General features: G+C 66.5%; 19 protein-coding genes and 1 riboswitch. Of the genes, 15 read left to right on the top strand and 4 right to left on the bottom strand.

Annotation, left to right across the window (positions count from 1 at the left end):
* Nucleotides 1-182: 182 nt before the first annotated feature.
* From ABIA30_RS05510 to ABIA30_RS05495, 4 genes are all read left to right on the top strand, one after another.
* Nucleotides 183-782: a LysM peptidoglycan-binding domain-containing protein gene (locus ABIA30_RS05510; protein WP_370062819.1), complete on the top strand. Its 600-nt coding sequence runs from the start codon at nucleotides 183-185 to the stop codon at nucleotides 780-782.
* 110 nt (nucleotides 783-892) lie between these two features.
* Nucleotides 893-1,555 (top strand): hypothetical protein, encoded by a 663-nt coding sequence (locus tag ABIA30_RS05505; RefSeq protein WP_370063357.1) that lies wholly within the window; start codon nucleotides 893-895, stop codon nucleotides 1,553-1,555.
* 106 nt (nucleotides 1,556-1,661) lie between these two features.
* Entirely contained in the window at nucleotides 1,662-2,159 is a 498-nt protein-coding gene (locus ABIA30_RS05500) for a VOC family protein (protein WP_370062817.1), read from the top strand.
* Nucleotides 2,156-3,640 (top strand): FAD-binding protein, encoded by a 1,485-nt coding sequence (locus ABIA30_RS05495; RefSeq protein ID WP_370062815.1) that lies wholly within the window; start codon nucleotides 2,156-2,158, stop codon nucleotides 3,638-3,640. The genes ABIA30_RS05500 and ABIA30_RS05495 overlap by 4 nt, the downstream gene beginning before the upstream one ends.
* A 3-nt stretch (nucleotides 3,641-3,643) precedes the next feature.
* Here the strand turns inward: ABIA30_RS05495 and ABIA30_RS05490 are convergent, their stop codons facing one another.
* On the bottom strand, nucleotides 3,644-5,566 hold the full coding sequence (locus ABIA30_RS05490; RefSeq protein ID WP_370062813.1) for an ABC transporter ATP-binding protein/permease: 1,923 nt from the start codon (nucleotides 5,564-5,566) through the stop codon (nucleotides 3,644-3,646).
* Nucleotides 5,567-5,656: 90 nt separating this feature from the next.
* Here ABIA30_RS05490 and secA2 point away from each other — a divergent pair, with 90 nt between their 5' ends.
* The 11 genes from secA2 to gcvP all read left to right on the top strand — a co-directional run bounded on the left by secA2 (nucleotide 5,657) and on the right by gcvP (nucleotide 17,262).
* Complete coding sequence (gene secA2 / locus ABIA30_RS05485) at nucleotides 5,657-8,002, top strand: accessory Sec system translocase SecA2 (protein WP_370062811.1); 2,346 nt, start codon at nucleotides 5,657-5,659, stop codon at nucleotides 8,000-8,002.
* Nucleotides 8,003-8,012: 10 nt separating this feature from the next.
* The gene (locus tag ABIA30_RS05480; protein WP_370062809.1) at nucleotides 8,013-8,651 is read left to right on the top strand and encodes a CDP-alcohol phosphatidyltransferase family protein; all 639 of its coding nucleotides are present in this window, start codon (nucleotides 8,013-8,015) and stop codon (nucleotides 8,649-8,651) included.
* A complete protein-coding gene (locus tag ABIA30_RS05475; protein ID WP_370062807.1) occupies nucleotides 8,644-9,567 on the top strand; it encodes a DUF881 domain-containing protein in 924 nt (307 codons plus the stop codon). The genes ABIA30_RS05480 and ABIA30_RS05475 overlap by 8 nt, the downstream gene beginning before the upstream one ends.
* Before the next feature lie 10 nt (nucleotides 9,568-9,577).
* Nucleotides 9,578-9,910, top strand: a complete 333-nt coding sequence (locus ABIA30_RS05470) for a small basic family protein (protein ID WP_370062805.1) — start codon at nucleotides 9,578-9,580, stop codon at nucleotides 9,908-9,910.
* Between the two features lie 12 nt (nucleotides 9,911-9,922).
* Nucleotides 9,923-10,699 carry a DUF881 domain-containing protein gene (locus ABIA30_RS05465; protein WP_370062803.1) on the top strand — a complete coding sequence of 259 codons (777 nt, stop codon included), beginning with the start codon at nucleotides 9,923-9,925 and terminating at the stop codon, nucleotides 10,697-10,699.
* 33 nt (nucleotides 10,700-10,732) lie between these two features.
* The gene (gcvH, locus tag ABIA30_RS05460) at nucleotides 10,733-11,128 is read left to right on the top strand and encodes a glycine cleavage system protein GcvH (protein WP_370062801.1); all 396 of its coding nucleotides are present in this window, start codon (nucleotides 10,733-10,735) and stop codon (nucleotides 11,126-11,128) included.
* A 197-nt stretch (nucleotides 11,129-11,325) separates the two neighbouring features.
* Nucleotides 11,326-11,796, top strand: coding sequence for a glycogen accumulation regulator GarA (garA, locus tag ABIA30_RS05455; protein WP_370062799.1), 471 nt, complete (start codon nucleotides 11,326-11,328; stop codon nucleotides 11,794-11,796).
* Nucleotides 11,797-11,814: 18 nt separating this feature from the next.
* Entirely contained in the window at nucleotides 11,815-12,540 is a 726-nt protein-coding gene (locus tag ABIA30_RS05450) for a MerR family transcriptional regulator (protein WP_370062797.1), read from the top strand.
* 72 nt (nucleotides 12,541-12,612) lie between these two features.
* Nucleotides 12,613-13,116 (top strand): bifunctional nuclease family protein, encoded by a 504-nt coding sequence (locus ABIA30_RS05445; RefSeq protein ID WP_370062795.1) that lies wholly within the window; start codon nucleotides 12,613-12,615, stop codon nucleotides 13,114-13,116.
* Between the two features lie 251 nt (nucleotides 13,117-13,367).
* Nucleotides 13,368-13,991, top strand: a complete 624-nt coding sequence (locus tag ABIA30_RS05440) for a MerR family transcriptional regulator (protein ID WP_370062793.1) — start codon at nucleotides 13,368-13,370, stop codon at nucleotides 13,989-13,991.
* Between the two features lie 105 nt (nucleotides 13,992-14,096).
* A riboswitch (glycine riboswitch) is annotated at nucleotides 14,097-14,194 on the top strand.
* A 236-nt stretch (nucleotides 14,195-14,430) separates the two neighbouring features.
* Nucleotides 14,431-17,262 (top strand): aminomethyl-transferring glycine dehydrogenase, encoded by a 2,832-nt coding sequence (gene gcvP / locus ABIA30_RS05435; protein ID WP_370063355.1) that lies wholly within the window; start codon nucleotides 14,431-14,433, stop codon nucleotides 17,260-17,262.
* Nucleotides 17,263-17,280: 18 nt separating this feature from the next.
* Here the strand turns inward: gcvP and ABIA30_RS05430 are convergent, their stop codons facing one another.
* From ABIA30_RS05430 to ABIA30_RS05420, 3 genes are all read right to left on the bottom strand, one after another.
* A complete protein-coding gene (locus ABIA30_RS05430) occupies nucleotides 17,281-18,327 on the bottom strand; it encodes a GGDEF domain-containing protein (protein ID WP_370062791.1) in 1,047 nt (348 codons plus the stop codon).
* Between the two features lie 237 nt (nucleotides 18,328-18,564).
* Complete coding sequence (locus tag ABIA30_RS05425; RefSeq protein WP_370062789.1) at nucleotides 18,565-20,652, bottom strand: hypothetical protein; 2,088 nt, start codon at nucleotides 20,650-20,652, stop codon at nucleotides 18,565-18,567.
* Nucleotides 20,653-20,714: 62 nt separating this feature from the next.
* Nucleotides 20,715-22,931 (bottom strand): malate synthase G, encoded by a 2,217-nt coding sequence (locus tag ABIA30_RS05420; RefSeq protein ID WP_370062787.1) that lies wholly within the window; start codon nucleotides 22,929-22,931, stop codon nucleotides 20,715-20,717.
* Nucleotides 22,932-22,956 lie beyond the last annotated feature (25 nt).

The raw sequence follows: 22,956 nt of genomic DNA, 5'->3' as shown, positions 1-22,956 counted from the left end.
TTGACCAAGGCCCGAAATTTACTGCACTGCAAGCATATTCGCTGAGTTTTGCGATCAAGACGATGATGTGGGTGCGTCAGAACCCATTGTTTGCCGACTGTTTTGATTATGGCGAGCTGAACGCCTCACGAAGCTGCTGCCTGGCGGTACCGTCGGTCGCACAAACCCGAAAGGAGCAACACGTGGCAGACACATTGAACAAGGGCGAGAAGCTGGAGGTCGGCCAGTCGCTGACGTCCAACAACGGTGCCTACCGGGCGACCCTGCAGGACGACGGCAACTTTGTCCTGTACGCGGGGGACCAGGCGGTGTGGTCCACCGGTACCGACGGCAAGAGCGTTCAGCGGGCCGAGGCGCAGGAGGACGGCAACTTCGTGCTGTACGCCGCGGACGGTCCGGTGTGGGCCAGCCAGACCGCGGGCGCCAGTGACGTCCGGCTGGTGCTGCAGGACGATCGCAACCTGGTGCTGTACGGCTCTGACGGGGCGAAGTGGTCCTCGGAGACGCACACCGACGAGGTGCCGCCGGCTCCCGCCGAGCCGGCCGCCGAGGCTGCGCCGGTCGAGGCCGAGGTGGCCCCGGTAGCGGTCGAAGAGCCGGTCGTCGAGGAAGCGCCCGCGCCGCCGGCGCCGCGCACCTACACCGTGCAGTCCGGTGACACCCTGTGGGCCATCTCCGAGCAGTTCTACGGTGACGGCAACCGGTACCCGGAGATTGCCGCAGCCAGCGGGGTCGACAACCCCGACCTGATTCAGCCGGGGCAATTGCTGACCATTCCGTAGCAGATTGGTCGAGGCGGTCCGGACCGAAAGGTTCGGACCGCCTTTGCGTTTTGGGTACGCTGGCGCACACTTGCCGGCACGGATCGGAGTGAGTCATGGGTGTGGGGGGTATGCGCGGATTCGCGTTGTCGGTGTTAGCCGCGCTGGTGGGGGTACTGGTCGCGGCGCCGACGGCCGCTGTCGCCGATCCGGGGGTTCTGGTGTACCCCGGGATGGAGATTCACCAGGCGAACGAGCGATGCACGCTGGGCTACGTCGATATCCAGGCGCGCGTCGCCTACACGGCCGGACACTGCCGGGGCAACGGCCAGGTGACCGACAAGGACGGCCGCTTCATCGGCAACATGGGGACCTTCCGCGACAACACCCCCGACGGCGCGACCATCGCCACCGATCACCAGATTTCCGACTGGGAGACCATCGCCCTGGCCGGCGACGTCATGGTGAACAACATCCTGCCTGGCGGTCGGGCCTTGGTGACCGATCCGGTGGTGTCCGCGCAGCCGGGGCAACGGGTCTGCCATTTCGGCGTGGTGACCGGCGAGACCTGTGGTTCGGTGGCCTCGGTCAACAATGGCTGGTTCACCATGGCCAACGGCATCGTCAGCCAAAAGGGTGACTCCGGCGGTCCGGTCTACACCATCACGCCCGACGACCGCGCGGTCCTGGTCGGGGTGTTCAACAGCACCTGGGGTCGTTTCCCGGTCGCAGTTTCTTGGAATGCCGCCGATCAGCAGATGAACGAAGACGTCGTCCGCACCACATCGGGGTAGGTGTTTGTCCCCGGCTGGGGGGTGGCGACGCGAGCTTGTCCCATCGGGTGGACCAAACTAGAACACGTTCTAGCCAGGACGGCGTCGCGGCGATATTCTCTATCGGATGCTAAATCAGACACCTGTCCAGATTGCTTGGGTAACCGGCGATCTGGACGCCACCGAGGCCATGTTGACCGCGCTGATGGGCGCACGTAAATGGGTCCGAATGCCCGGTGTGCACTTCGCCCCGGACAGCTGCAGCTATCGCGGCGCACCCGCCGACTTCGTCGCCGACATCTCGCTGTCCTACGCCGGTGACATGCAACTCGAACTGATCGCGCCGGTATCCGGCGCCAGCATCTACACCGAATTCCTCGATACCGTCGGGTCCGGGCTGCACCACGTGTGCGTCGAGGCGCCCGACGAAGCCGCATTCGAACAGGCGCTGGCCGACGCCGACCGCGACGGTGCTCCCGTGGTGCAGGACGGGGTGATGCCCGGCGGGATGCGGTTCGCCTACGTGGCGGCGCCGCAGGCCGGCGTACCGTTCATCGAAATCGCTTGGATCCCAAGTGAAATCAAATCGGTCTTCGAATACATCAAGCAGCAACAGGAGAAATGATGGACGCAGTGCCCGAGACCGTCAACGCCGCCGACGTTGCCGAGTGGTCCGATGAGGCCGATGTGGTGGTGGTCGGCTTCGGCATCGCCGGTGGTTGCGCCGCGGTGAGCGCGGCCGCCGCGGGTGCCAAGGTGCTGGTGCTGGAGAAGGCCGGCGGCGCCGGAGGCACCTCTTCGATGGCGGGTGGGCATTTCTACCTCGGCGGCGGCACCGCGGTGCAGCAGGCCACCGGCCACGACGACAGCGCCGACGAGATGTACAAGTACCTGGTCTCGGTGGCCCACGAACCTGAGCACGACAAGATCCGGATCTACTGCGACGGCAGCGTCGAGCACTTCAACTGGTTGGAGGACTTGGGCTTCCAGTTCGAGCGCAGCTTCTACCCAGGCAAGGTCGTGGTGCCGCCTGGCACCGAGGGGCTGTCCTACACCGGTAACGAGAAGGTCTGGCCGTTCTGTGAGCAGGCCAAGCCGGCCCCGCGCGGACACTCCGTCCCGGTGCCCGGCGAACTGGGCGGCGCCAACATGGTCATCGAGTTGCTACTCAAGCGCGCCGCGGAACTCGGCGTCACGATGCGTTACGAAACCGGTGTCACCAACCTGGTGGTGGACCAGGCCGGCGCTGTCGTCGGCGTGACATGGAAGAACTTCGGAGAGACCGGTGCGGTCAAGGCAAAGTCGGTGATCATCGCGGCCGGCGGGTTCGCCATGAACCCCGAGATGGTGGCCAAGTACACCCCGGCGCTGGGGCAGAAGCGGATGACCAAGCACCACCGCGAGGTGGAGCCCTACATCCTGGGCAACCCGAACGACGACGGCCTGGGCATCGGGCTGGGTGTGTCGGCCGGCGGCGTGGCCAAGAACCTCGACCAGCTGTTCATCACCGCGGCCGCCTACCCGCCGGAGGTTCTGCTCACCGGCGTGATCGTCAACAAAGACGGCAACCGGTTCGTCAACGAGGACTCCTATCACTCGCGCACCTCGGCCTTTGTGCTCGAACAGCCCGATCAGGTCGCATACCTGATCGTCGACGAGGCGCACACCGAGATGCCCGCGCTACCGCTGATCCGGTTCATCGACGGCTGGGAAACCATCGCGGAAGCCGAAGCGGCACTGGATATTCCGGCCGGCAATCTGGCAGCGACCCTGGACCGGTACAACGCCAACGCTGCCCGCGGCGAGGACCCGGACTTTCACAAGCAGCCCGATTATGTTGCGGTGCAAGACAATGGGCCGTGGGCGGCGTTCGACCTGTCGTTGGGGCGGGCCATGTACTCCGGCTTCACCATGGGCGGCCTCTCGGTGTCGGTCGACGGCGAGGTGCTACGCGAGGACGGCAGCGTGGTTCCGGGGCTGTACGCCGCCGGTGCCTGCGCGTCGAACATCGCTCAGGACGGTAAGGGCTACGCCAGCGGTACCCAGCTGGGTGAGGGATCATTCTTCGGCCGCCGCGCCGGAACCCACGCGGCGGCAGGCGCGTAGTGCCTACACCCGGACCCGCTGGTCGTCGTCGTCGCTGATCCGCTGCAACCGCCAGCCGCCGTCGCCCAGCAACTCGAGCTCCTGCTCGTGATGCTGTTCGACGGTGCTGCGGTGGCTGACGCTGACCACGATGGTGTTCGGCAATTCGCTGCGGACCAATTGGTACAGCATCATCTCCAGCCCCTCGTCCAGTGCCGAGGTCGACTCGTCGAGGAACACCGCGCGGGGCCGGCTGAGCAGCACCCGGGCGAAGGCCACTCGCTGCTGCTCACCGGGGGAGAGCACCTTGGCCCAGTCCTGGAGCTCGTCCAGTCGCGGAATCAGATGCGGCAGTGCGACTTTGGCCAGGGCTTCGATGATGTCCTGGTCGGACACGTCGCCTTCCTTGCACGGGTAGGACACCACGGCCCGCAGATCGCCCAAAGGTACGTACGGCAACTGTGACAGGAACAAAGTCTCGTTCTCGTCGAGCGGGCACTTCATGGTGCCCGAGCAGAACGGCCACATGCTGGCCAGGCTGCGCAGCAGTGTCGTCTTGCCGCTGCCGGAAGGCCCGGTGATCACCAGGGATTCACCGGGCACCAGCTGGAAGTCGATCGGATCGATCAGCACCCGGCCGTCGGGGGTACTCACGGTGACCTGTTCGAAGGTGATGGTGTGCAGTTCGCAGTCTTCGGTGACCAGCTCGGGCAGGTGCCGGGCCTCGTCGTTGGCCACCACCAGTCCGTATAGACGGATGATCGCGGCCCGGTAACCAGCGAACTGGTCGTAGGCATTACGGAAGAAGGACAACCCGTCCTGGATGCTGCCGAACGCCGACGCGGTCTGATTCATGTCGCCGAGCTTGATCTCGCCGGCCAGGAACCGCGGGAACTGCAACACATACGGCAGCGGCACGATGATCTGGCTCACCGAAAGGTTCCAGCCGTTGAAGCCGATCATCCGGTTCACATATCGCTTGTAGTTGGCGACCACCGGCGCAAACAACTTCTGCAGTCCGGTGCGCTCGGCGATCTCGCCCTTGTAGAAGGCAACGGCTTCGGCAGCGTCCCGCATCCGCACCAGGGCGTACCGGAAGGCCGCGTTGAACTTCTCGTTGTCGAAGGACAGCCAGATGATCGGTCGACCGATCCAGAACGCCACCACCGACGCGACGAGCACGTAGGCGATACCGATCCAGAACATCGCCTTCGGCAACTGGATGCCGCCGAACGACAGCGTGCCGGACAGGTTCCACAGGATCGCGGTGAACGAGACCATGGAGGCGATCGATTGGATGGCGCCGAACAACAACATCGAGGCACTGGTGTTGTTCGGCGTGTTGGGCAGTGGCCCGACGCCGGCGGTGAAGATATCGATATCGCTCTGGATGCGCTGATCCGGGTTGTCGATGGTGTCGTCGATGAAGCGCGACCGGTAGTAGGCCTTGCCGGCGAGCCAGTCCGAGGTGAGCCGGTCGGTCAGCCAGGCGCGCCAGGCCAGCACGAAGCGCTGCGTCATGAACAGATCGAGCATGATCCGGCAGACGTGGACGACGGCCAGGATGCAGAACACCCCGATCGAGAACCAGAAGCCGTGCTCACCGGAGTTCTTGACCGATTGGTCGTGCCCGGCGATACCGGAGGCGACCACCTGGAAGCTGGTCATCAGATCGTTGCCCTGGAAGCTGAACAGCACGATCAATCGCACGCCGACGATCACCGAGAGCAGCAGCGCGGCCAGCCACAGCCACACCCTCACACTCTCGCGGCCGGTGAAGTAGTCACCGGTGATCCGCCAGAACTGCCGCCCCCAGGTACTGAAGCGCCCGATGAGGGCCAAAACCAGCAGCGTGCTGACAGCGGAGATTGCCCACGCCTTGGCGATCCACGCGAGCGACGTCGTCAGCTCGTGGCCCCAATCCAGCGTCGGGGTGAACATGTCCATCCACGCAAGGTACCCGCGCCTGGGGCACTCAGGACGGACAAGGCCACCTACCGGCACGGCGCCGGTGGCACCTGCCGGTACCGTTGACCCGTGGCGAAAAGCAGCACCGCAAAACCCGGTCGTTTGAGCAGCAGGTTCTGGAAACTGTTGGGCGCCTCCACGGACAAGGACCAAGGCCGCTCGATGAGCCTGGTGAGTGCCTCCGAGGAGTTCACCGACAAGGCGACCGAACTCGACGACGAGCAGTTGACCAAGGCGGCCAAGCTGCTCGAGCTGTCCGAGCTCGCCGAAGCGTCGGATATCCCGCAGTTCCTGGCCGTCGCCCGGGAAGCCGCCGACCGCACGACGTCGTTGCGGCCGTTCGACGTGCAGCTGCTCGGGGCGCTGCGGATGATGGCCGGCGACGTGGTCGAGATGGCCACCGGTGAGGGCAAGACCTTGGCCGGCGCCATCGCCGCCGCGGGCTATGCCCTGGCCGGACGCAGTGTCCACGTCATCTCGGTCAACGACTATCTGGCCCGCCGCGACGCCGAGTGGATGGGTCCGCTGCTTGAGGCCATGGGCCTGACCGTCGGCTGGATCACCGCCGACTCGACCGCAGACGAGCGCCGCTCGGCCTACAACTGCGACATCACCTACGCCTCGGTCAACGAGATCGGCTTCGACGTCCTGCGCGACCAACTGGTCACCGATGTCGCCGACCTGGTGTCGCCGCGCCCAGATGTGGCCCTGATCGACGAAGCCGACTCGGTGCTCGTCGACGAGGCCCTGGTGCCGTTGGTGCTGGCCGGCACCACCCACCGTGAGACACCCCGGCTGGAGATCATCCGGCTGGTCGGCGAACTCACCTCGCAGAACCGTGTCGACGATTCTGTGCAGTACTACGACACCGATGCCGACCGACGCAACGTGCACCTCACCGATGAAGGCGCACGCAAGCTGGAGAAGGCACTCGGGGGTATCGACCTGTACTCCGAGGACCACGTCGGCACCACCCTGACCGAGGTCAACGTCGCCCTGCACGCCCATGTCCTGCTGCAGCGCGACGTGCACTACATCGTGCGGGACAACGCCGTTCACCTCATCAACGCCTCGCGCGGACGCATCGCCTCACTGCAGCGCTGGCCGGACGGTCTGCAGGCGGCGGTGGAGGCCAAGGAGGGCATCGAAACCACCGAGACCGGCGAGGTGCTCGACACCATCACCGTCCAGGCGCTGATCAACCGGTACCCGACGGTGTGCGGCATGACCGGTACCGCGCTGGCCGCCGGTGAGCAGCTGCGCCAGTTCTACAAGCTCGGGGTGTCGCCGATCCCGCCGAACACCCCCAATGTCCGCGAAGACGAGACCGACCGGGTGTACATCACGGCCGCCGCCAAGAACCAGGCGGTCATCGAGCACATCGAGAAGATCCACGCCACGGGGCAACCGATTCTCGTCGGTACCCGCGACGTAGCCGAATCCGAAGAGCTGCACGCCAAATTGGTCAAGGTCGGGGTGCCGGCTGTGGTGCTCAACGCCAAGAACGACGCCGAGGAAGCCGGCGTGATCGCCGAGGCCGGCAAGCTGGCCACCGTGACCGTCTCCACCCAGATGGCCGGTCGCGGAACCGATATCCGGCTCGGTGGGTCGGACGAGGCCGACCACGATGCGGTCGCCGAACTCGGCGGCCTGCACGTCATCGGCACCGGCCGGCACCACACCGAGCGGCTGGACAACCAGCTGCGGGGCCGGGCCGGCCGCCAGGGTGACCCGGGGTCGTCGGTGTTCTTCTCCAGCTGGGAGGACGACGTCGTCGTCTCGCACCTGGAGCCACAGAAGCTGCCGGTCGACACCGACGAGGACGGCAAGATCACCAGCAACAAGGCCGGGCAGTTGCTGGAGCACGCGCAGCGGGTCGCCGAGGGCCGACTGCTCGACGTGCACGCCAACACCTGGCGTTACAACCAGCTGACCGCCCAGCAGCGCGCGATCATCGTCGAGCGCCGAGAAACATTGCTGCGCACCGCAACTGCGCGTGACGAACTCAAAGAACGCTCGCCCGAGCGGTACGACGAGCTGGCCGAGCAGACCGACGAGGACGAGTTAGAGCGGATCTGCCGGCTGATCATGCTCTACCACCTGGACCGCGGCTGGGCCGATCACCTGGCCTATCTGTCGGACATCCGCGAGAGCATCCACCTGCGTGCACTGGGGCGGCAGAATCCCCTCGACGAGTTCCACCGGATGGCCGTGGATGCCTTCGCATCGCTGGCAGCCGACGCGATCGAGGCCGCCCAGCAGACCTTCGAGACCGCCAATGTGCTCGAAGATGAGCCGGGCCTGGATCTGTCGAAGCTGGCCCGGCCGACATCGACGTGGACCTACATGATCCACGACAACCCGCTGGCCGACGACACGATGGCAGCACTGAGCCTGCCCGGGGTTTTCCGCTAGGTTTGGCGCCATGGACACCAGCGAGCCGGAGGCGGATCGCGGGAATGACCGGGTCCTGACCATTCCCAACGCGCTCAGCGTGTTGCGGCTGGCGCTGGTCCCGGTGTTCCTGTACCTGCTGTTGGTCGCCCACGCCCACGGTTGGGCCGTGGCGGTGCTGATGTTCAGTGGGTTCTCCGACTGGGCTGACGGCAAGATCGCCAGGGTGGTCCCCAATCAGTCGTCACGGCTGGGGGAGCTGCTCGACCCGTTGGTCGACCGGATCTACATGTTGGTCGTCCCGGTGGCGCTGGCGATCGCGCACATCGTGCCGTGGTGGTTCGTGCTTATCCTGATCTTCCGCGACGGTCTGCTGGCGGCAACCCTGCCGCTGTTGCGCAGCCGCGGGCTGACTGCGCTGCCGGTCACGTATCTGGGAAAGGGCGCGACGTTCGCGCTGATGTCCGGTTTCCCGTTGGTGCTGTTGGGACAGTGGCCCGAGCTGTGGAGCCGGGTCGTACTGGCCTGCGGTTGGGCCTTCCTGTGGTGGGGCATGGCCTTGTATGTCTGGGCTGCGGCGCTGTATCTGCTGCAGGTCGGCATGGTGCTGCGCCGGATGCCGCGGGTCATCGCCGCGGACGTGAGGAGCAGTAAGGACCCCGGTGCCTGATCAGGGGTCGGGCGACCGCGCGCTGGGAGGCTTCCGCCCCGAAGCGGGCAGCAACAGCCACGTCGCCGATGCGCCGGTGAAGATTCCGGTGCCGTCATTGCTGCGCTCCCTGCTGACCGACCACCTCGACCCGGGTTACCGGGCGGCCGCCGAACGCAAGGCGGGCGGCGCCCGGCGTCCTCGCCCCCTGGAGGTGGGTTGGCAACTGGTCGGTGGGGCGGCCGTGGCGGTGGTGTTCGGCGTCGCCGGGGCCAGCGCCCAATCCACCGAATCGGTGACCAAACAGACCCAGCATGTGTTGTCGGCCAGCGTGCGCTCGGCCGAAGCCCGCACGCAGCGAAGTACGACCCAGCGCGACGCGCTGGCCGACCAGGTCGAGTCGGACCGGCGCGAACGCCTTGCCGGAGACGCCCAAGGCCGACGACTGCTCGCGGAGCTGGACCGGGCCGAGTTCGCCGCCGCGGTGACACCGGTGACCGGTCCGGGGCTCACGGTCACCGTCACCGAACCCGGGCCCGCCCGGAATCTGTCCGATGCGTCCAAGCAACGGGTGTCGGGCAGCGCCCAGATCATCCTCGACCGGGATCTGCAGTTGGTGGTCAACGCACTGTGGGTGGCCGGCGCCGAGGCGATCTCGGTGGACGGTATCCGGATCGGCCCGAATGTGACCATGCGCCAGGCCGGTGGCGGCATCCTGGTCGACAATCAGCCCGTCGGCAGCCCGTATGTGATCGTGGCGATCGGTCCTGGCCATGCGATGCAGGATTCGTTCGAGCACAGCCCGGCGATGCAACGGCTGTCCCTGTTGTCGGTCTCCTACGGTGTAGGGATCAACGCCACCCTGGGCGACCGCCTGAGCACCCCGCCGGCGTCGGTACGAGATGTCAACTTCGCCAAGGAGATCGGGCCGAAATGAGCAGACACCCATGATCGGGATTGTGGCGCTGGTGGTCGGTATCGGCCTGGGGCTGATCTTTCACCCCAGTGTCCCCGAAGTGGTGCAGCCATACCTACCGATCGCGGTGGTGGCCGCGCTGGATGCGGTCTTCGGCGGCCTGCGCGCATACCTGGAACGGATCTTCGACTCGAAGGTGTTCGTCATCTCGTTCGTGTTCAACGTTCTGGTCGCGGCGGTGATCGTGTTCGTCGGTGATCAGCTGGGCGTGGGCACGCAATTGTCGACGGCGATCATCGTGGTCCTCGGTATCCGGATCTTCGGCAACGCCGCGGCCTTGCGCCGACGGTTGTTCGGGGCATGACGGCGGACCGGCATGGCTGACGACGAGACTCACGACGAGCACCACGGCCGCCACGAGCTGGCGCAGGGCGGCCGTAATCGGCTGCCGCGCAGCCGGACTCAGCGGGTGTTCGGGGTGCTCGGGGTACTGCTGTGCATGTTGCTCGGCATGGCCATCGTGACTCAGGTACGGCAGACCGAGTCGGGCGATTCGCTGGACACCGCACGGCCGGCAGACCTGTTGGTGCTCCTGGATTCGCTGCAGCAGCGCGAGGCTGCGCTCAACACCGAGGTCGTCGATCTGCAGAAGACCCTGGCGCAGCTGCAGGCGTCGGGCAGCAGCGACCAGGCCGCGATCGACAATGCGAAAGCCCGACTCAGTGCCCTGTCCATCCTGATCGGCACGGTGGCGGCCACCGGTCCGGGGGTGCGCATCACCATCGAGGACATCGCGCCCGGCGTATCAGCGGAGACCATGCTCGACGTCGTCAATGAACTGCGTGCTGCCGGCGCCGAAGCCATCCAGATCGGCCAGGGTGATCAGCAGCCTGCGATCCGGGTCGGAGCGGACACCTGGGTGGCCGGTACACCGGGGGCGCTGGCCATCGACAACGTGACGATGAATCCGCCGTATTCCATTCTGGCCATTGGTGATCCGCCGACACTGGCGGCCGCGATGAACATCCCGGGAGGGGCCATGGACAGCGTCAAGCGGGTGGGCGGCACAATGTCCGTGCAACAGGCCCAATCGATAACGGTCAACGCCTTGCGGCAACCGAAACCACGCCAATACGCTCAGCCCGTCAAATGAGCCTGAACCCGTCCCGCCAACTCAAGGAGCGTCGTGAGCGAAACGCCAGCTGACCTGCAGTACACCGCCGAGCACGAGTGGGTCCGCCGGACCGGTGAGGACACCGTGCGGGTGGGTATCACCGATTTCGCCCAAGGCGCCCTGGGTGACGTGGTGTATGTCGACCTGCCCGAGGTCGGTGCCGTCCTGGCAGCCGGCGACGTGTTCGGAGAGGTCGAGTCGCCGAAGACCACCTCAGAGCTGTACGCGCCGATCGCCGCGAAAGTTGTTGCGGTGAACGGTGATCTGGAGGGTACTCCCGACCTGCTGAACTCTGATCCGTACGGTGCCGGCTGGCTGGTCGAGCTGCAGGCCGACGCCGGCGCGTTGGACGACGAGCTGTCCGGACTCCTCGACGCCGACGCCTACCGGGCGACTTTGGACGACTGACAACTTTGTTAGGGTGCTGCGGTCAGGTTCGGTCGTGACGGCACCAAAGTCGGTGTCGCGGATCCTGCGGTGGTGGACACAATGAACCCCACCGCGCGGTACGGTCGACATAAGACGTACGCGTTGTTGAAGACCGTTGGCGCGCGCCGCCGGCTGGTCGCCTACAGAACGCCACAGCAGCCAGTGAGGAGCAGCGGGTGACGGAGAAGGACAGTGGTTCGGACCAGGGGTTCGAGGAAGTGACGGTGGAGACCACCTCGGTTTTCCGTGCGGACTTCCTCAATGAGCTCGACGCCCCGCCGGCGACGAGTTCCGGTAGCGCTGTCTCGGGGGTCGAAGGTCTGCCGGTCGGTTCGGCACTACTGGTCGTCAAGCGTGGTCCGAACGCGGGTTCGCGCTTCCTGCTCGATCAGCCGACCACTTCGGCCGGACGGCACCCGGACAGCGACATCTTCCTCGATGACGTGACGGTCAGCCGTCGGCACGCCGAGTTCCGGCTGGAGTCCGGCGAGTTCCAGGTCGTCGATGTGGGCAGCCTCAACGGCACCTACGTCAACCGCGAGCCGGTCGACTCGGCAGTGCTGGCCAACGGCGACGAGGTACAGATCGGCAAGTTCCGCCTGGTGTTCCTGACCGGGCCGAAGACCGACGACAACTCGGCCGGCTGACATACCAGGCCCGACCTGATGACGCAGCCCGACACCTCCGGCGTACCCGGGATGTCGATCGGAGCAGTACTTGATCTGCTGCGACCCGACTTCCCGGACGTGACGATCTCCAAGATCAGATTCCTGGAGGACCGCGGCTTGATCACGCCCGAGCGCACGGGCTCGGGTTATCGGCGTTTCACCGCCTACGACTGTGCGCGGCTGAGGTTCGTCCTCACCGCACAGCGCGACCAGTACCTTCCGTTGAAGGTGATCAAGGCTCAGCTGGATGCGCAGTCGGACGGCGAGTTGCCCAGTGCCGGATCGGGTTATGGGGTCCCGCGACTGGTCACCGACGAGCCATCGGGTCGTCCCGCCGACGTGGCTCCGGCCCAGGTGCGGTTGTCCCGGGAGGACCTGCTTGCCCGTTCCGGCGTCGGTCCGGACCTGTTGACCGCCCTGGTCAAGAACGGCGTTATCAAACCGGGGCAGGCTGGGTTCTTCGATGAGCACGCGGTGGTGATCGCGCAGTGCGCACACGCGCTCGCCGAATACGGAGTCGAGCCGCGGCATCTGCGGGCATTCCGGTCCGCAGCGGATCGGCAATCCGATCTGATCGCGCAGATCGCCGGGCCGCTGGACACCACCGGCCGCTCGGGCTCGCGTGACCGTGCCGACGAATTGGCCCGGGAGGTCGCGGCTTTGGCGATCACGCTGCACACTTCGCTGATCAAGTCTGCCGTTCGCGACGTACTCGACCGCTGAGGATTAGACTCACCTCAGCCGTCCAAGGACGGCTATGCGATGGTCAGCGACGGGTGTGAGGGGCAGGCTCAAATGGGCGAGGTTCAGGTTGTCGGCATCCGCGTTGAGCAGCCGCAGAACCAGCCGGTGCTGCTGTTGCGCGAATCCAACGGCGATCGTTACCTGCCGATCTGGATCGGCCAGTCCGAAGCCGCCGCGATTGCGCTCGAGCAGCAGGGCGTCGAACCGGCCCGCCCGCTGACCCACGATCTGATCAAGGATCTCATTGCCGCCCTTGGCCATTCGCTGCGCGAGGTGCGGATCGTGGACCTGCAGGAGGGCACCTTTTACGCGGACCTGGTGTTCGATCGGAACATCACGGTGTCGGCGAGGCCGTCGGACTCGGTGGCCATCGCGCTGCGGGTCGGCGTCCCGATATATGTCGAGGACGCAGTGATGGCCGAGGCCGGGTTGCTGATTCCCGACGAGAGCGACGAGAACGGCGGAGGCGCCGGCGGTGCAGTTCGCGAGGACGAGGTGGAGAAGTTCAAGGAGTTCCTCGACAGCATCTCGCCGGACGACTTCAAAGCAACCTGATTCTGGGGCCTGCGGGCCGCCGGGTGGGGTAAGTCACGGATACGTCTCAACTCTGGCAGAGCGTGTCGACACGCGGTGCGCCGCGCCGGGTTCGGCCGATTCGAACCCCATACTTTTCTCAATGTGACGACGGGCTGTAGTGGCCCGGCGGGCAGCGTATGCTCGACACATTCGAGCATCGGGCATGCCTGCCGAGCAGCGAGCAGGCGCCGCAGGTCACAGGGCGAGTTCGATCGGCGAGAGGACAGGCAGTGGGCGACACGCCACGTCAAGAGCAGTTGGATCTGATGACCAACGGCGCGCCTGAACCGGCCCCACCGGCGGCGGTCTCCGAGCCGGTGCAGCCCGGCCTGTTTCCGGACGATTCGGTGCCGGATTCGCTGATCGGCTACCGCGGGCCAAGCGCCTGCCAGATCGCCGGGATCACCTACCGTCAGCTGGACTACTGGGCCCGCACATCGCTGGTGGTGCCCTCGATTCGCGGTGCGGCCGGCTCGGGCAGCCAGCGTCTGTACTCGTTCAAAGACATCCTGGTTCTCAAGATCGTCAAGCGACTGCTGGACACCGGCATCTCGCTGCACAACATCCGGGTCGCCGTCGATCACCTGCGCCAGCGCGGTGTCGAGGATCTGGCCAACATCACGCTGTTCTCTGACGGCACCACCGTCTACGAGTGCACCTCGGCCGAAGAGGTCGTCGACTTGCTGCAGGGCGGTCAGGGTGTCTTCGGGATCGCGGTGTCCGGTGCCATGCGCGAGCTGACCGGTGCCATCGCCGACTTCCCGGGTGAGCGCGCCGACGGCGGCGAATCGATCGCTGCGCCCGAGGACGAGCTGGCCTCGCGCCGCAAGCAACGCGACCGCAAGATCGGCTGAACTCTCCCAGAAACCGACACCGAGCTGCCCCTTTTCACTGGAAGAGGGGCAGTTTTGCGTCTGCTCGCGGGAGATGGCCGCTGACCGGTAGACTGACCGGCGCATCGACTCTGCGCGGGAGAGTTCCGTGGCCGCCAGCCACGGACGCCGAAGGAGCAATACCTCTCCGTCAACCTCTCAGGCACCCGGACCGCGTCGAGCCCCGATGCCTCTGGAAAGCGGTGGGCACTGACCTACCCGCCCATGGGGAAAGGCCAGCGCGCACGCAAGGAGCAGAAAGTGCTCCGCGCACGCGAGGAGCACAAAGTGCTCCGGGCCGAATCTCTCAGGCACCGACGACAGAGGGGGAGGAACCGCAAGCGGTTCCGGGCATCTGCGCCGGCCCCGAGCGTTTGGAGAGACTGCCGTGACCATTTCGCGTTCCTCTGCCGAGCATCACCTGCTTCGTTTCGTCGACCGGCACATCGGACCGGATGCCGACGCGGTGCAGACCATGCTCGAGTTGATCGGCGTCGAATCACTCGACGAACTGGCCGCCAAGGCGCTGCCGGCCGGAATCCTCGATACCCTCACCGCCGCCGGACTCGCGCCCGGGCTGGACGAGCTGCCGGGACCCGTCTCTGAAGACCACGCACTGGCCGAGTTGCGTGCACTCGCCGACTCCAGCACCGTCGCGGTGTCGATGATCGGCCAGGGCTACTTCGACACGCTGACTCCGGCCGTGCTGCGCCGCAACATTCTTGAGAACCCGGCCTGGTACACCGCCTACACCCCGTACCAGCCGGAGATCAGCCAGGGCCGTCTGGAGGCGCTGCTGAACTTCCAGACCATGGTCACCGATCTGACCGGACTGGAGATCGCCAACGCCTCGATGCTCGACGAGGGCACCGCTGCGGCTGAGGCCATGACCCTGATGCACCGTGCGGCCAAGGGGGATTGCCGTCGTCTCGCCGTCGACGTCGACATCTATCCGCAGACTGCGGCCATCCTGGCCACTCGCGCGGAGCCGCTGAACATCGAGATCGTCACCGCCGACCTGCGTGACGGTCTGCCCGACGGCGAGTTCTTCGGCGTCATCGCGGCGCTGCCCGGCGCCAGCGGCGTCGTCACCGACTGGTCTGCACTGGTGGCCGAGGCGCACGAGCGTGGTGCGCTGGTGACCATCGGTGCCGATCTGTTGGCCATGACGCTGCTCACCCCGCCTGGCGAGATCGGCGCCGACATCGCCTTCGGCACCACGCAAAGATTCGGTGTGCCAATGGGATTCGGCGGTCCGCACGCCGGCTACCTGGCCGTGCACACCAAGCACGCCCGGCAGCTGCCCGGCCGGTTGGTCGGAGTCTCGGTGGACGCCGACGGCGCCAAGGCGTACCGGTTGAGCCTGCAGACCCGCGAACAGCACATTCGCCGGGACCGGGCCACCAGCAACATCTGTACCGCCCAGGTGCTGCTCGCGGTGATCGCGGCGATGTATGCCAGCTACCACGGGCCGCGGGGACTGACCGCGATCGCGCACCGGGTGCATGGACATGCCGTCGCGGTGGCCACCGGGCTGGCCGCCGCCGGTGTCGAGGTGGTACACGCAGGTTTCTTCGACACCGTGCTGGCACGGGTGCCGGGCCGCGCCGAGCAGATCCGGGCAGCGGCCAAGGACCGCGGCGTCAACGTCTGGCTGGTGGACGACGATCACGTGTCGGTGTCGTGCGACGAGGCCACCACGGCCGAACACGTCGACGCAGTGCTGGCGGCATTCGGCGCCGGCCGCGGTGGCCAGCATTGGGACGGGCCGGAGATCCACACCCGCACTTCGGATTTCCTGACCCATCCGGCATTCTCGAAGTACCGCACCGAGACCGAGATGATGCGCTACCTGCGCATGCTCGCGGACAAGGACATCGCGCTGGACCGCAGCATGATCCCGCTTGGTTCATGCACCATGAAGCTCAACGCCGCGGCCGAGATGGAATCGATCACCTGGGCAGAGTTCGCCCGCCAGCATCCGCTCGCTCCGGCTTCGGACGCGGCCGGGCTGCGCAAGCTGATCGCCGACGTGGAGTCCTGGCTGACCAGCATCACCGGCTACGACTCGGTGTCGCTGCAACCCAACGCCGGATCGCAGGGGGAGTACGCCGGTCTGCTGGCTATCCGGGCTTACCACGAGGCCCGCGGAGAGTCGGGCCGCAACGTCTGCCTGATCCCGTCCAGCGCGCACGGCACCAACGCCGCCTCGGCCGCGATGGCCGGGATGAAGGTGGTCGTGGTGGCCTGCCGCGACAACGGCGACGTCGACCTGGATGACCTGCGCGCCAAGATATCCGAGCATGCCGCCGCCCTGGCTGCGCTGATGATCACCTACCCGTCCACCCACGGGGTGTACGAACACGATGTCGCCGACATCTGCGCCGCGGTGCACGACGCCGGCGGTCAGGTCTATGTCGACGGTGCCAACTTGAACGCACTGGTGGGCCTGGCCCGCCCGGGCAAGTTCGGCGGCGACGTCAGCCACCTGAACCTGCACAAGACCTTCTGCATCCCGCACGGCGGCGGTGGTCCGGGTGTCGGGCCGGTGGCGGTGCGTGCGCATCTGGCGCCCTACCTGCCGGGCCATCCGCTCGCCGCGGAACTCTCCGACGACTACACCGTATCGGCAGCGCCGTACGGCTCGGCGTCGATCCTGCCGATCACCTGGGCCTACATCCGGATGATGGGTGCGGCCGGGTTGCGCGCGGCGACGCTGACCGCGATCGCGTCGGCCAACTACATCGCCCGACGGCTCGACGAGCACTATCCGGTGCTGTACACGGGTGAGAACGGCATGGTGGCCCACGAGTGCATCCTGGACCTGCGGTCGATCACCAAAAACACCGGCGTGACCGTCGATGATGTGGCAAAGCGCTTGGCGGACTACGGTTTTCACGCCCCGACCATGAGCTTTCCGGTGGCGGGCACGCTGATGGTCGAGCCCACCGAAAGCGAGAGCCTGGCCGAGGTGGACGCCTTCATCGCGGCGATGATCGCGATCAAGGGCGAGATCGACCAGGTCGGTTCGGGGGACTGGCCGGCCGACGACAACCCGCTGCACAATGCGCCGCACACCGCCGAGTGCCTGCTGGTCGACGACTGGAAGCATCCCTACACCCGGGAGCAGGCCGCCTATCCGCTGGGAAAGGGGTTCCGGCCCAAGGTGTGGCCGCCGGTGCGCCGGATCGACGGTGCGTTCGGCGACCGCAACCTGGTGTGCTCGTGCCCGCCGGTGGAGGCCTTCGCCTGACGGGACCCCTCGGTCGGGCTAGGGCCGGCGGCATTGGTCGGAGTCGAGCTCAGTGTTGAGTTCGGTGCACCGGATCTGGTTACCGCCGGCCCGCTTGGCCTCGTACATGGCCAGGTCGGCGGCCGTGACCAGATAGGCGATGGCCGCGTGGATGTTGTCGTCGTCCAGGTACTGCAGCGGCGCGCTCGCGGTGCCGACGCTCGCCGTCGTCGGATACGGCCCGGACGCAATCGCTTCGCGAAGTGCGTCGGCCAGAGCCACCGGCTCCGGCACGGCGACCACGTCGGCGAGCAGAAACTCTTCACCGCCGGCGCGGCCGATGACAGCCTCGGCCCGGGCGGTGGCACGCAGCGCGACCGCGACGTCGACCAGGGCCCGATCGCCTGCGGTGTGCCCGTGGGTGTCGTTGAGAATCTTGAAACGGTCCAGGTCGATCATGACGATGACCAGGTAGCTGTTCTTGGTGCGGTGTGCGGCAAACAGTTCCAGGATCTTGAGGTCGAAGGCGCGCCGGTTCAGCAGCCCGGTCAGCGGATCGCGATCGGCCTGGAGCAGATCGACGCCCAAGGTGTGCACCACGATTTGGATGCCCATCGGCACGGCGATGTTGACCACGGTGACCAGCCACAGCACGCCCAAGGCCAGGACGCCGTGGCCGGCGTCTGACAGCCTGAGCGCGGCCACGGCCGCCACCGTCGCGGTGATGACGAAGTGGTAGGTCATGTGCACCGCGGTGTGGAAGAAGGCGACGTAGCCGGCCACGCAGGTGAACGCCGTACAGGCGGTCAGGGCGATCACGGGATCGGTCTGGCACAGGCTCGCCAGCGCGATCGATGCGCTGCAGATGATGGCGTACCAGATCGATCCTCGTCTGGTCGGCACTCCCAGCGCCCAGATCAGTCCGCCACTGGCGCCGACCATGGCGCAGATGTAGGTGGCGACGGCCGCGGTGGGATTCCGTGGTCCGTCCCCGCTGGCGGTCACGATGGCCGGGACCGCCGCCATCGAGACGGTCAGAGTGGCAAGCATGAAACGGGTCACGGCGATCAGGTTGTGACCCTGCATGTACGTGACTATCCAGTCGTAGTGGTCATGCTGTCGCCACCATCGTCGTATCCAGCCCACGGTCGGCAGACCCCCCAATCGCACCGTAACCCTGGTCGTCGCATCGCTACTCAGTGTTTGCGAAACTAGCAATATATTCGCGAAAGGACCAGGGATTGCGATTATTGACGGCAGCGTATATATGCGCTGGCCACCTGCCCGTCAGCTGCGCCGTCGTGGCGCGGGACCTCGGAATGGCTAGGCGAGCACCCCGGCCAAAGCGGAAGTGAACTCGTGGCCGGAGGCGTTGGGCACGTTCTGGTAGCTACCGCCGGTCAATTGCGCGACCCCGGCCCAGGCCGATTGGTCCGGGTCCGAACCGAGGTCGATGACGTTGATCGCCACCGGGTGTCCCTGATCGAACGCCGACTTGACGTAGTCCTGTAGCCCCTGCCCGTCCAACGACTGGTCGGTGTGTGGGCCGGCCGTGATGACCAGGATCGAGTTGGCTTGGCCGTCATGGTAATTCGACACCGCGTTGCCGTAGAGCATCCGCAATGTGGTGAACGAGACGTGGCCGCCGTTCGACGAGCTCTGGTTGTCCAGGTTCGAGGTCAACTGCGCCGAGTGCGACTGGTTGCTGGTGCTGTCGCCCAACGGGGCAAGCGGTATTTCGGAGCGGCCGGCCACACCGTCGAAGGTCCACAGACCCACCGAACTGGTGGGTGCCATGGCCTTGATTCGATCTTGCAGCCCCGCAATGACATTGGCCAGTCGCGTCTTGCCGCCCTCGTCGATGGGCATCGACTGATCCAGCAGGATGGTCACTGCCGCGGGTTGGCTTGGGCCGCCGACCGCATTGGCCAGGGTGGCCCGGGTCGCATTGTCACCGACCGACAGCGGTGCCGATAGTGACCCCAGGCTGACGACGTCATTCTTCGGGGCGCTGCCGCCGTCGGTGCGGAAACCCGCCGTGGCCAACTGGGCGAGCTGATCCGGCTTGTGCAGGAAACGCTCGAATTCGCTTGCCGCGCCTATCTGTTCCTGCGCCAACCCGTCGCCGCCGAGCAGGACGGCCGGGTAGTCGGCTACCGCCGGGGCACCCGGCGGTAGCCAGGCCGCCAGCTTGGTCTTGGCTCCGTCGGTGTGCTGCGCGCGTTGATACAGCTGCTGTTCGGTGGTGACCACCGCATGCACCGGCGCGGCGGCCGGGTCGTCGGCCGAGATCAGGGCGTCGAACGCGGTGGAGGCCTTGGTGTCGGCCAGTTTCGGTTGCGCGCCCAAGAGCTTGTGCACGGCGCCGACGCCGGCATTGACCGGTGCGCCCTGGGCCGCGGCGGCGGCCACGGCCTCGGCGGCCAGGTAGGAGGCGTCGCCGTCGCCGCTGGTGGGCAGCGCCAGCCGCAGCGAACCCCAGCCCGGCAGGTTCAGCCCGTCCAGTGCCGTCGGATTGGTCTGCAGCGCCGGCAGCGTGCCCCAGTTCTCTTGCGCCAGAGCATCTTTGAGCTGCGGGCGGACTGCAAGTAGAACGGGGGAGCTGGCCAGGGATTTGCTGTCGCCGTTGACGATCTGATCGCCGAGCGCGGTGACCAGTCGGGCCTCGGAGACCGAACTGGCCGGAATCCAGATGGCGGGGCGGGCGCCGAGACTCGTCGGCCACTTGCCGGTGAACCCGGCCAGGACGGCGTCGGGATCGCTGGCCGTGACGCCGATCTTGACGCACTTGTCGCCAACCGGGGCGGCCGACTGGTTGTACTGCCCGGCCAGGGCGGTGATCTGGTCGGCGATCGACGGGTCGGCCAGCACGGGCACATCCACCGAGCCGGACACACAACGCGCCGCCGCGTCCTTGCTGCGGTCGGACAGCACCGAGCCGAAGAACCGCCAACCGATGACGACGCCGACCACGACGACCACCATCACCAAGGCGGCGATGACCCGGCCGCTGACCTTGCGGCGACCCGGGACGATGGCGCGGTGGCTGCCCGTCCACTCGCCGCCTTCGAACTTGCGGACGCCGGTCGACAGGCCCTGAGTTATCGGTTGCGAGCCGGTGACGGCGTCCGATTCGGGCATGTCGGCGTCGTCGGACACCTCGGTGCGGTAGCTGTCCGCGGGACGGTCGTCGTTGTACAGATCGTCGTCGGAGAGCACCGCGCGACTCGGATCGTCGCCACGGGGACGCGGTTCGCGCGGCGCATCGCCGTGCAACGAGGCCCAGTCATCGGGCAACTGGAAGCCCACGTCGCCGGCGTCGTCGCCCGCGGACGACGCTCCGTCGGCGCCGGACGGGGTCGGCTCCTGGGCGCCGTCGTCGTGCGAATCGGGAATGCTGTGCCTACCCATTAGGTGTCCATTCCAGGTTGCGGCGGGCCGTCCGGCGTTCAGTCATCTCAGGCGCGCGGCACTCACGAACAACGGTTGGGGTTGGCCGCTTTGAACTCCCGGCGACGGCGATGCAGGATCGGCTCGGTGTAGCCGTTGGGCTGTGCCGCACCCTCCAAGATGAGTTCCTGCGCTGCCTGGAACGCGATGCTGCCCTCCGGATCGGTCGCCATCGGCAGATAGGTCGCGTCGCCGGAGTTCTGCTCGTCGACCACGGCGGCCATCCGGCGCAGGCTGGCCTTCACGTCGTCGGAGGTGATAACGCCGTGACGCAGCCAGTTGGCCAGCAACTGACTCGAAATGCGCAGCGTGGCACGGTCTTCCATCAGTGCGATGTCGTGGATGTCGGGCACCTTGGAGCAGCCGACACCGGAGTCGATCCAGCGGACCACGTAACCCAGGATCGACTGGCAGTTGTTGTCGATCTCCTCGCGGATCTCCTCGGGGGCCCAGGCCAGTTCCTTGGCCAGCGGGATGGTCAGCAGCTCGCCGAGCGTGGTGCGCTGCTTGCCGGCCAGGTCCTTCTGCACCGCGGCCACATCGACCTGGTGGTAGTGCATGGCGTGCAGGGTGGCGCCGGTGGGCGAAGGCACCCACGCGGTGGTGGCGCCGGCACGGGGCTGACCGATCTTCTGCTCGACCATGTCGGCCATCAGGTCGGTCATGGCCCACATGCCTTTGCCGATCTGGCCGCGGCCGGCCAGGCCGGTGGCCAGGCCGGTGTCGACGTTGTGGTCTTCATAGGCCTTGATCCAGGTCTGGCTCTTCATGGTGCCCTTGCGCACCATGGGGCCGGCCTCCATCGAGGTGTGGATCTCGTCGCCGGTGCGGTCCAGGAAGCCGGTGTTGATGAACACCACCCGGTCTGCGGCGGCCTTGATACACGCCTTGAGGTTGACGGTGGTGCGGCGCTCCTCATCCATGATGCCGACCTTCATGGTGGCCTCGGGCAGGCCCAGCACGTCTTCGACGCGGCTGAACAGCTCGCAGGTGAAGGCGGCCTCGTCGGGGCCGTGCATCTTGGGCTTGACGATGTAGATCGAGCCGGTGCGGCTGTTGGTCAGCTCACCGTTCTCCTTGGTGGACTTCAGGCCGTGCACGGCGATCAGGCCGGTGAACAGCGCGTCCTGGATGCCTTCGGGAATCTCGTTGCCATCGGCGTCCACGATGGCGTCGTTGGTCATCAAGTGGCCCACGTTGCGCACGAACAGCAGGCTGCGGCCCGGCAGGGTCAACTCACCGGCGCCGTCCGGCGTGGTGAAGACGCGGTCCGTGTTGAGCGTGCGGGTGAAGGTCTTGCCGCCCTTGGTGACTTCTTCGGCCAGATCGCCCTTGTTCAGGCCCAGCCAGTTGCGGTAGCCCAGCACCTTGTCGTCGGCATCGACCGCGGCCACGGAGTCCTCGAAGTCCATGATCGTGGTGATCGCGGACTCCAGCACGACGTCCTTGATGCCGGCCTTGTCGGTCGAACCGACCGGGGAGGTGGGGTCGACGAGGACCTCGATGTGCAGCCCGTGGTGCGCCAGCAGCACCGACCACGCGTCGTCACCGAGCTGGCCGGTGTAACCGACGAACTCTTCGGGGCTCGCCAGACCAGTGGACAATCCGTCGCCGAGCTCAGCCTGCAGGTGGTGCTCGTCGTCGATCTTCAGGCCGGTGATGTCGGCCCAGGAGCCGGCGGCCAGCGGGACTGCCTGGTCGAGGAAGCCCCGGGCATAGGCGATCACCTTGTCGCCGCGCACCTTGTTGTAGCCCTGGCCGGCCTCGGCACCGTCCTCATCGGAGATGACGTCGGTGCCGTACAGCGCGTCATACAACGAGCCCCACCGGGCGTTGGCGGCGTTGAGCGCGAACCGGGCATTGAGGATAGGCACCACCAACTGAGGGCCGGCGGTGCTGGTGATCTCGGGGTCGACACCCGAGGTGGTGACGGTGAAGTCGGCCGGCTCGGGCTGCAGGTAGCCGATCTCGGTGAGGAACTGTTGGTAGGAGTTTTTGAACTCGTCGGTGTCGACGGGGTCGATCACCCGGGCTCGATGCCACTTGTCGATCTGCGCCTGCAGGTCGTCGCGGCGGGCCAGCAACTCCTGGTTCTGCGGCGCCAGGTCGGTGATGACCTTGTCCACGCCCGCCCAGAAGCTGTCGGGGTCCACGCCGGTACCGGGCAGGGCCTCGTTGGTGATGAAGTCGTGCAGGACCCGGGCCACCCGCAGATTTCCCACCGTCACACGATCAGTCATTTTGTTTCCTCCCTGAGAAGCCCAA

The organism is Mycobacterium sp. MAA66, assembly GCF_041261665.1.
GTDB lineage: Bacteria > Actinomycetota > Actinomycetes > Mycobacteriales > Mycobacteriaceae > Mycobacterium.
The sequence above is the reverse complement of the archived record's forward strand: the minus strand, read 5'-3'. Positions and strand labels throughout refer to the sequence as shown.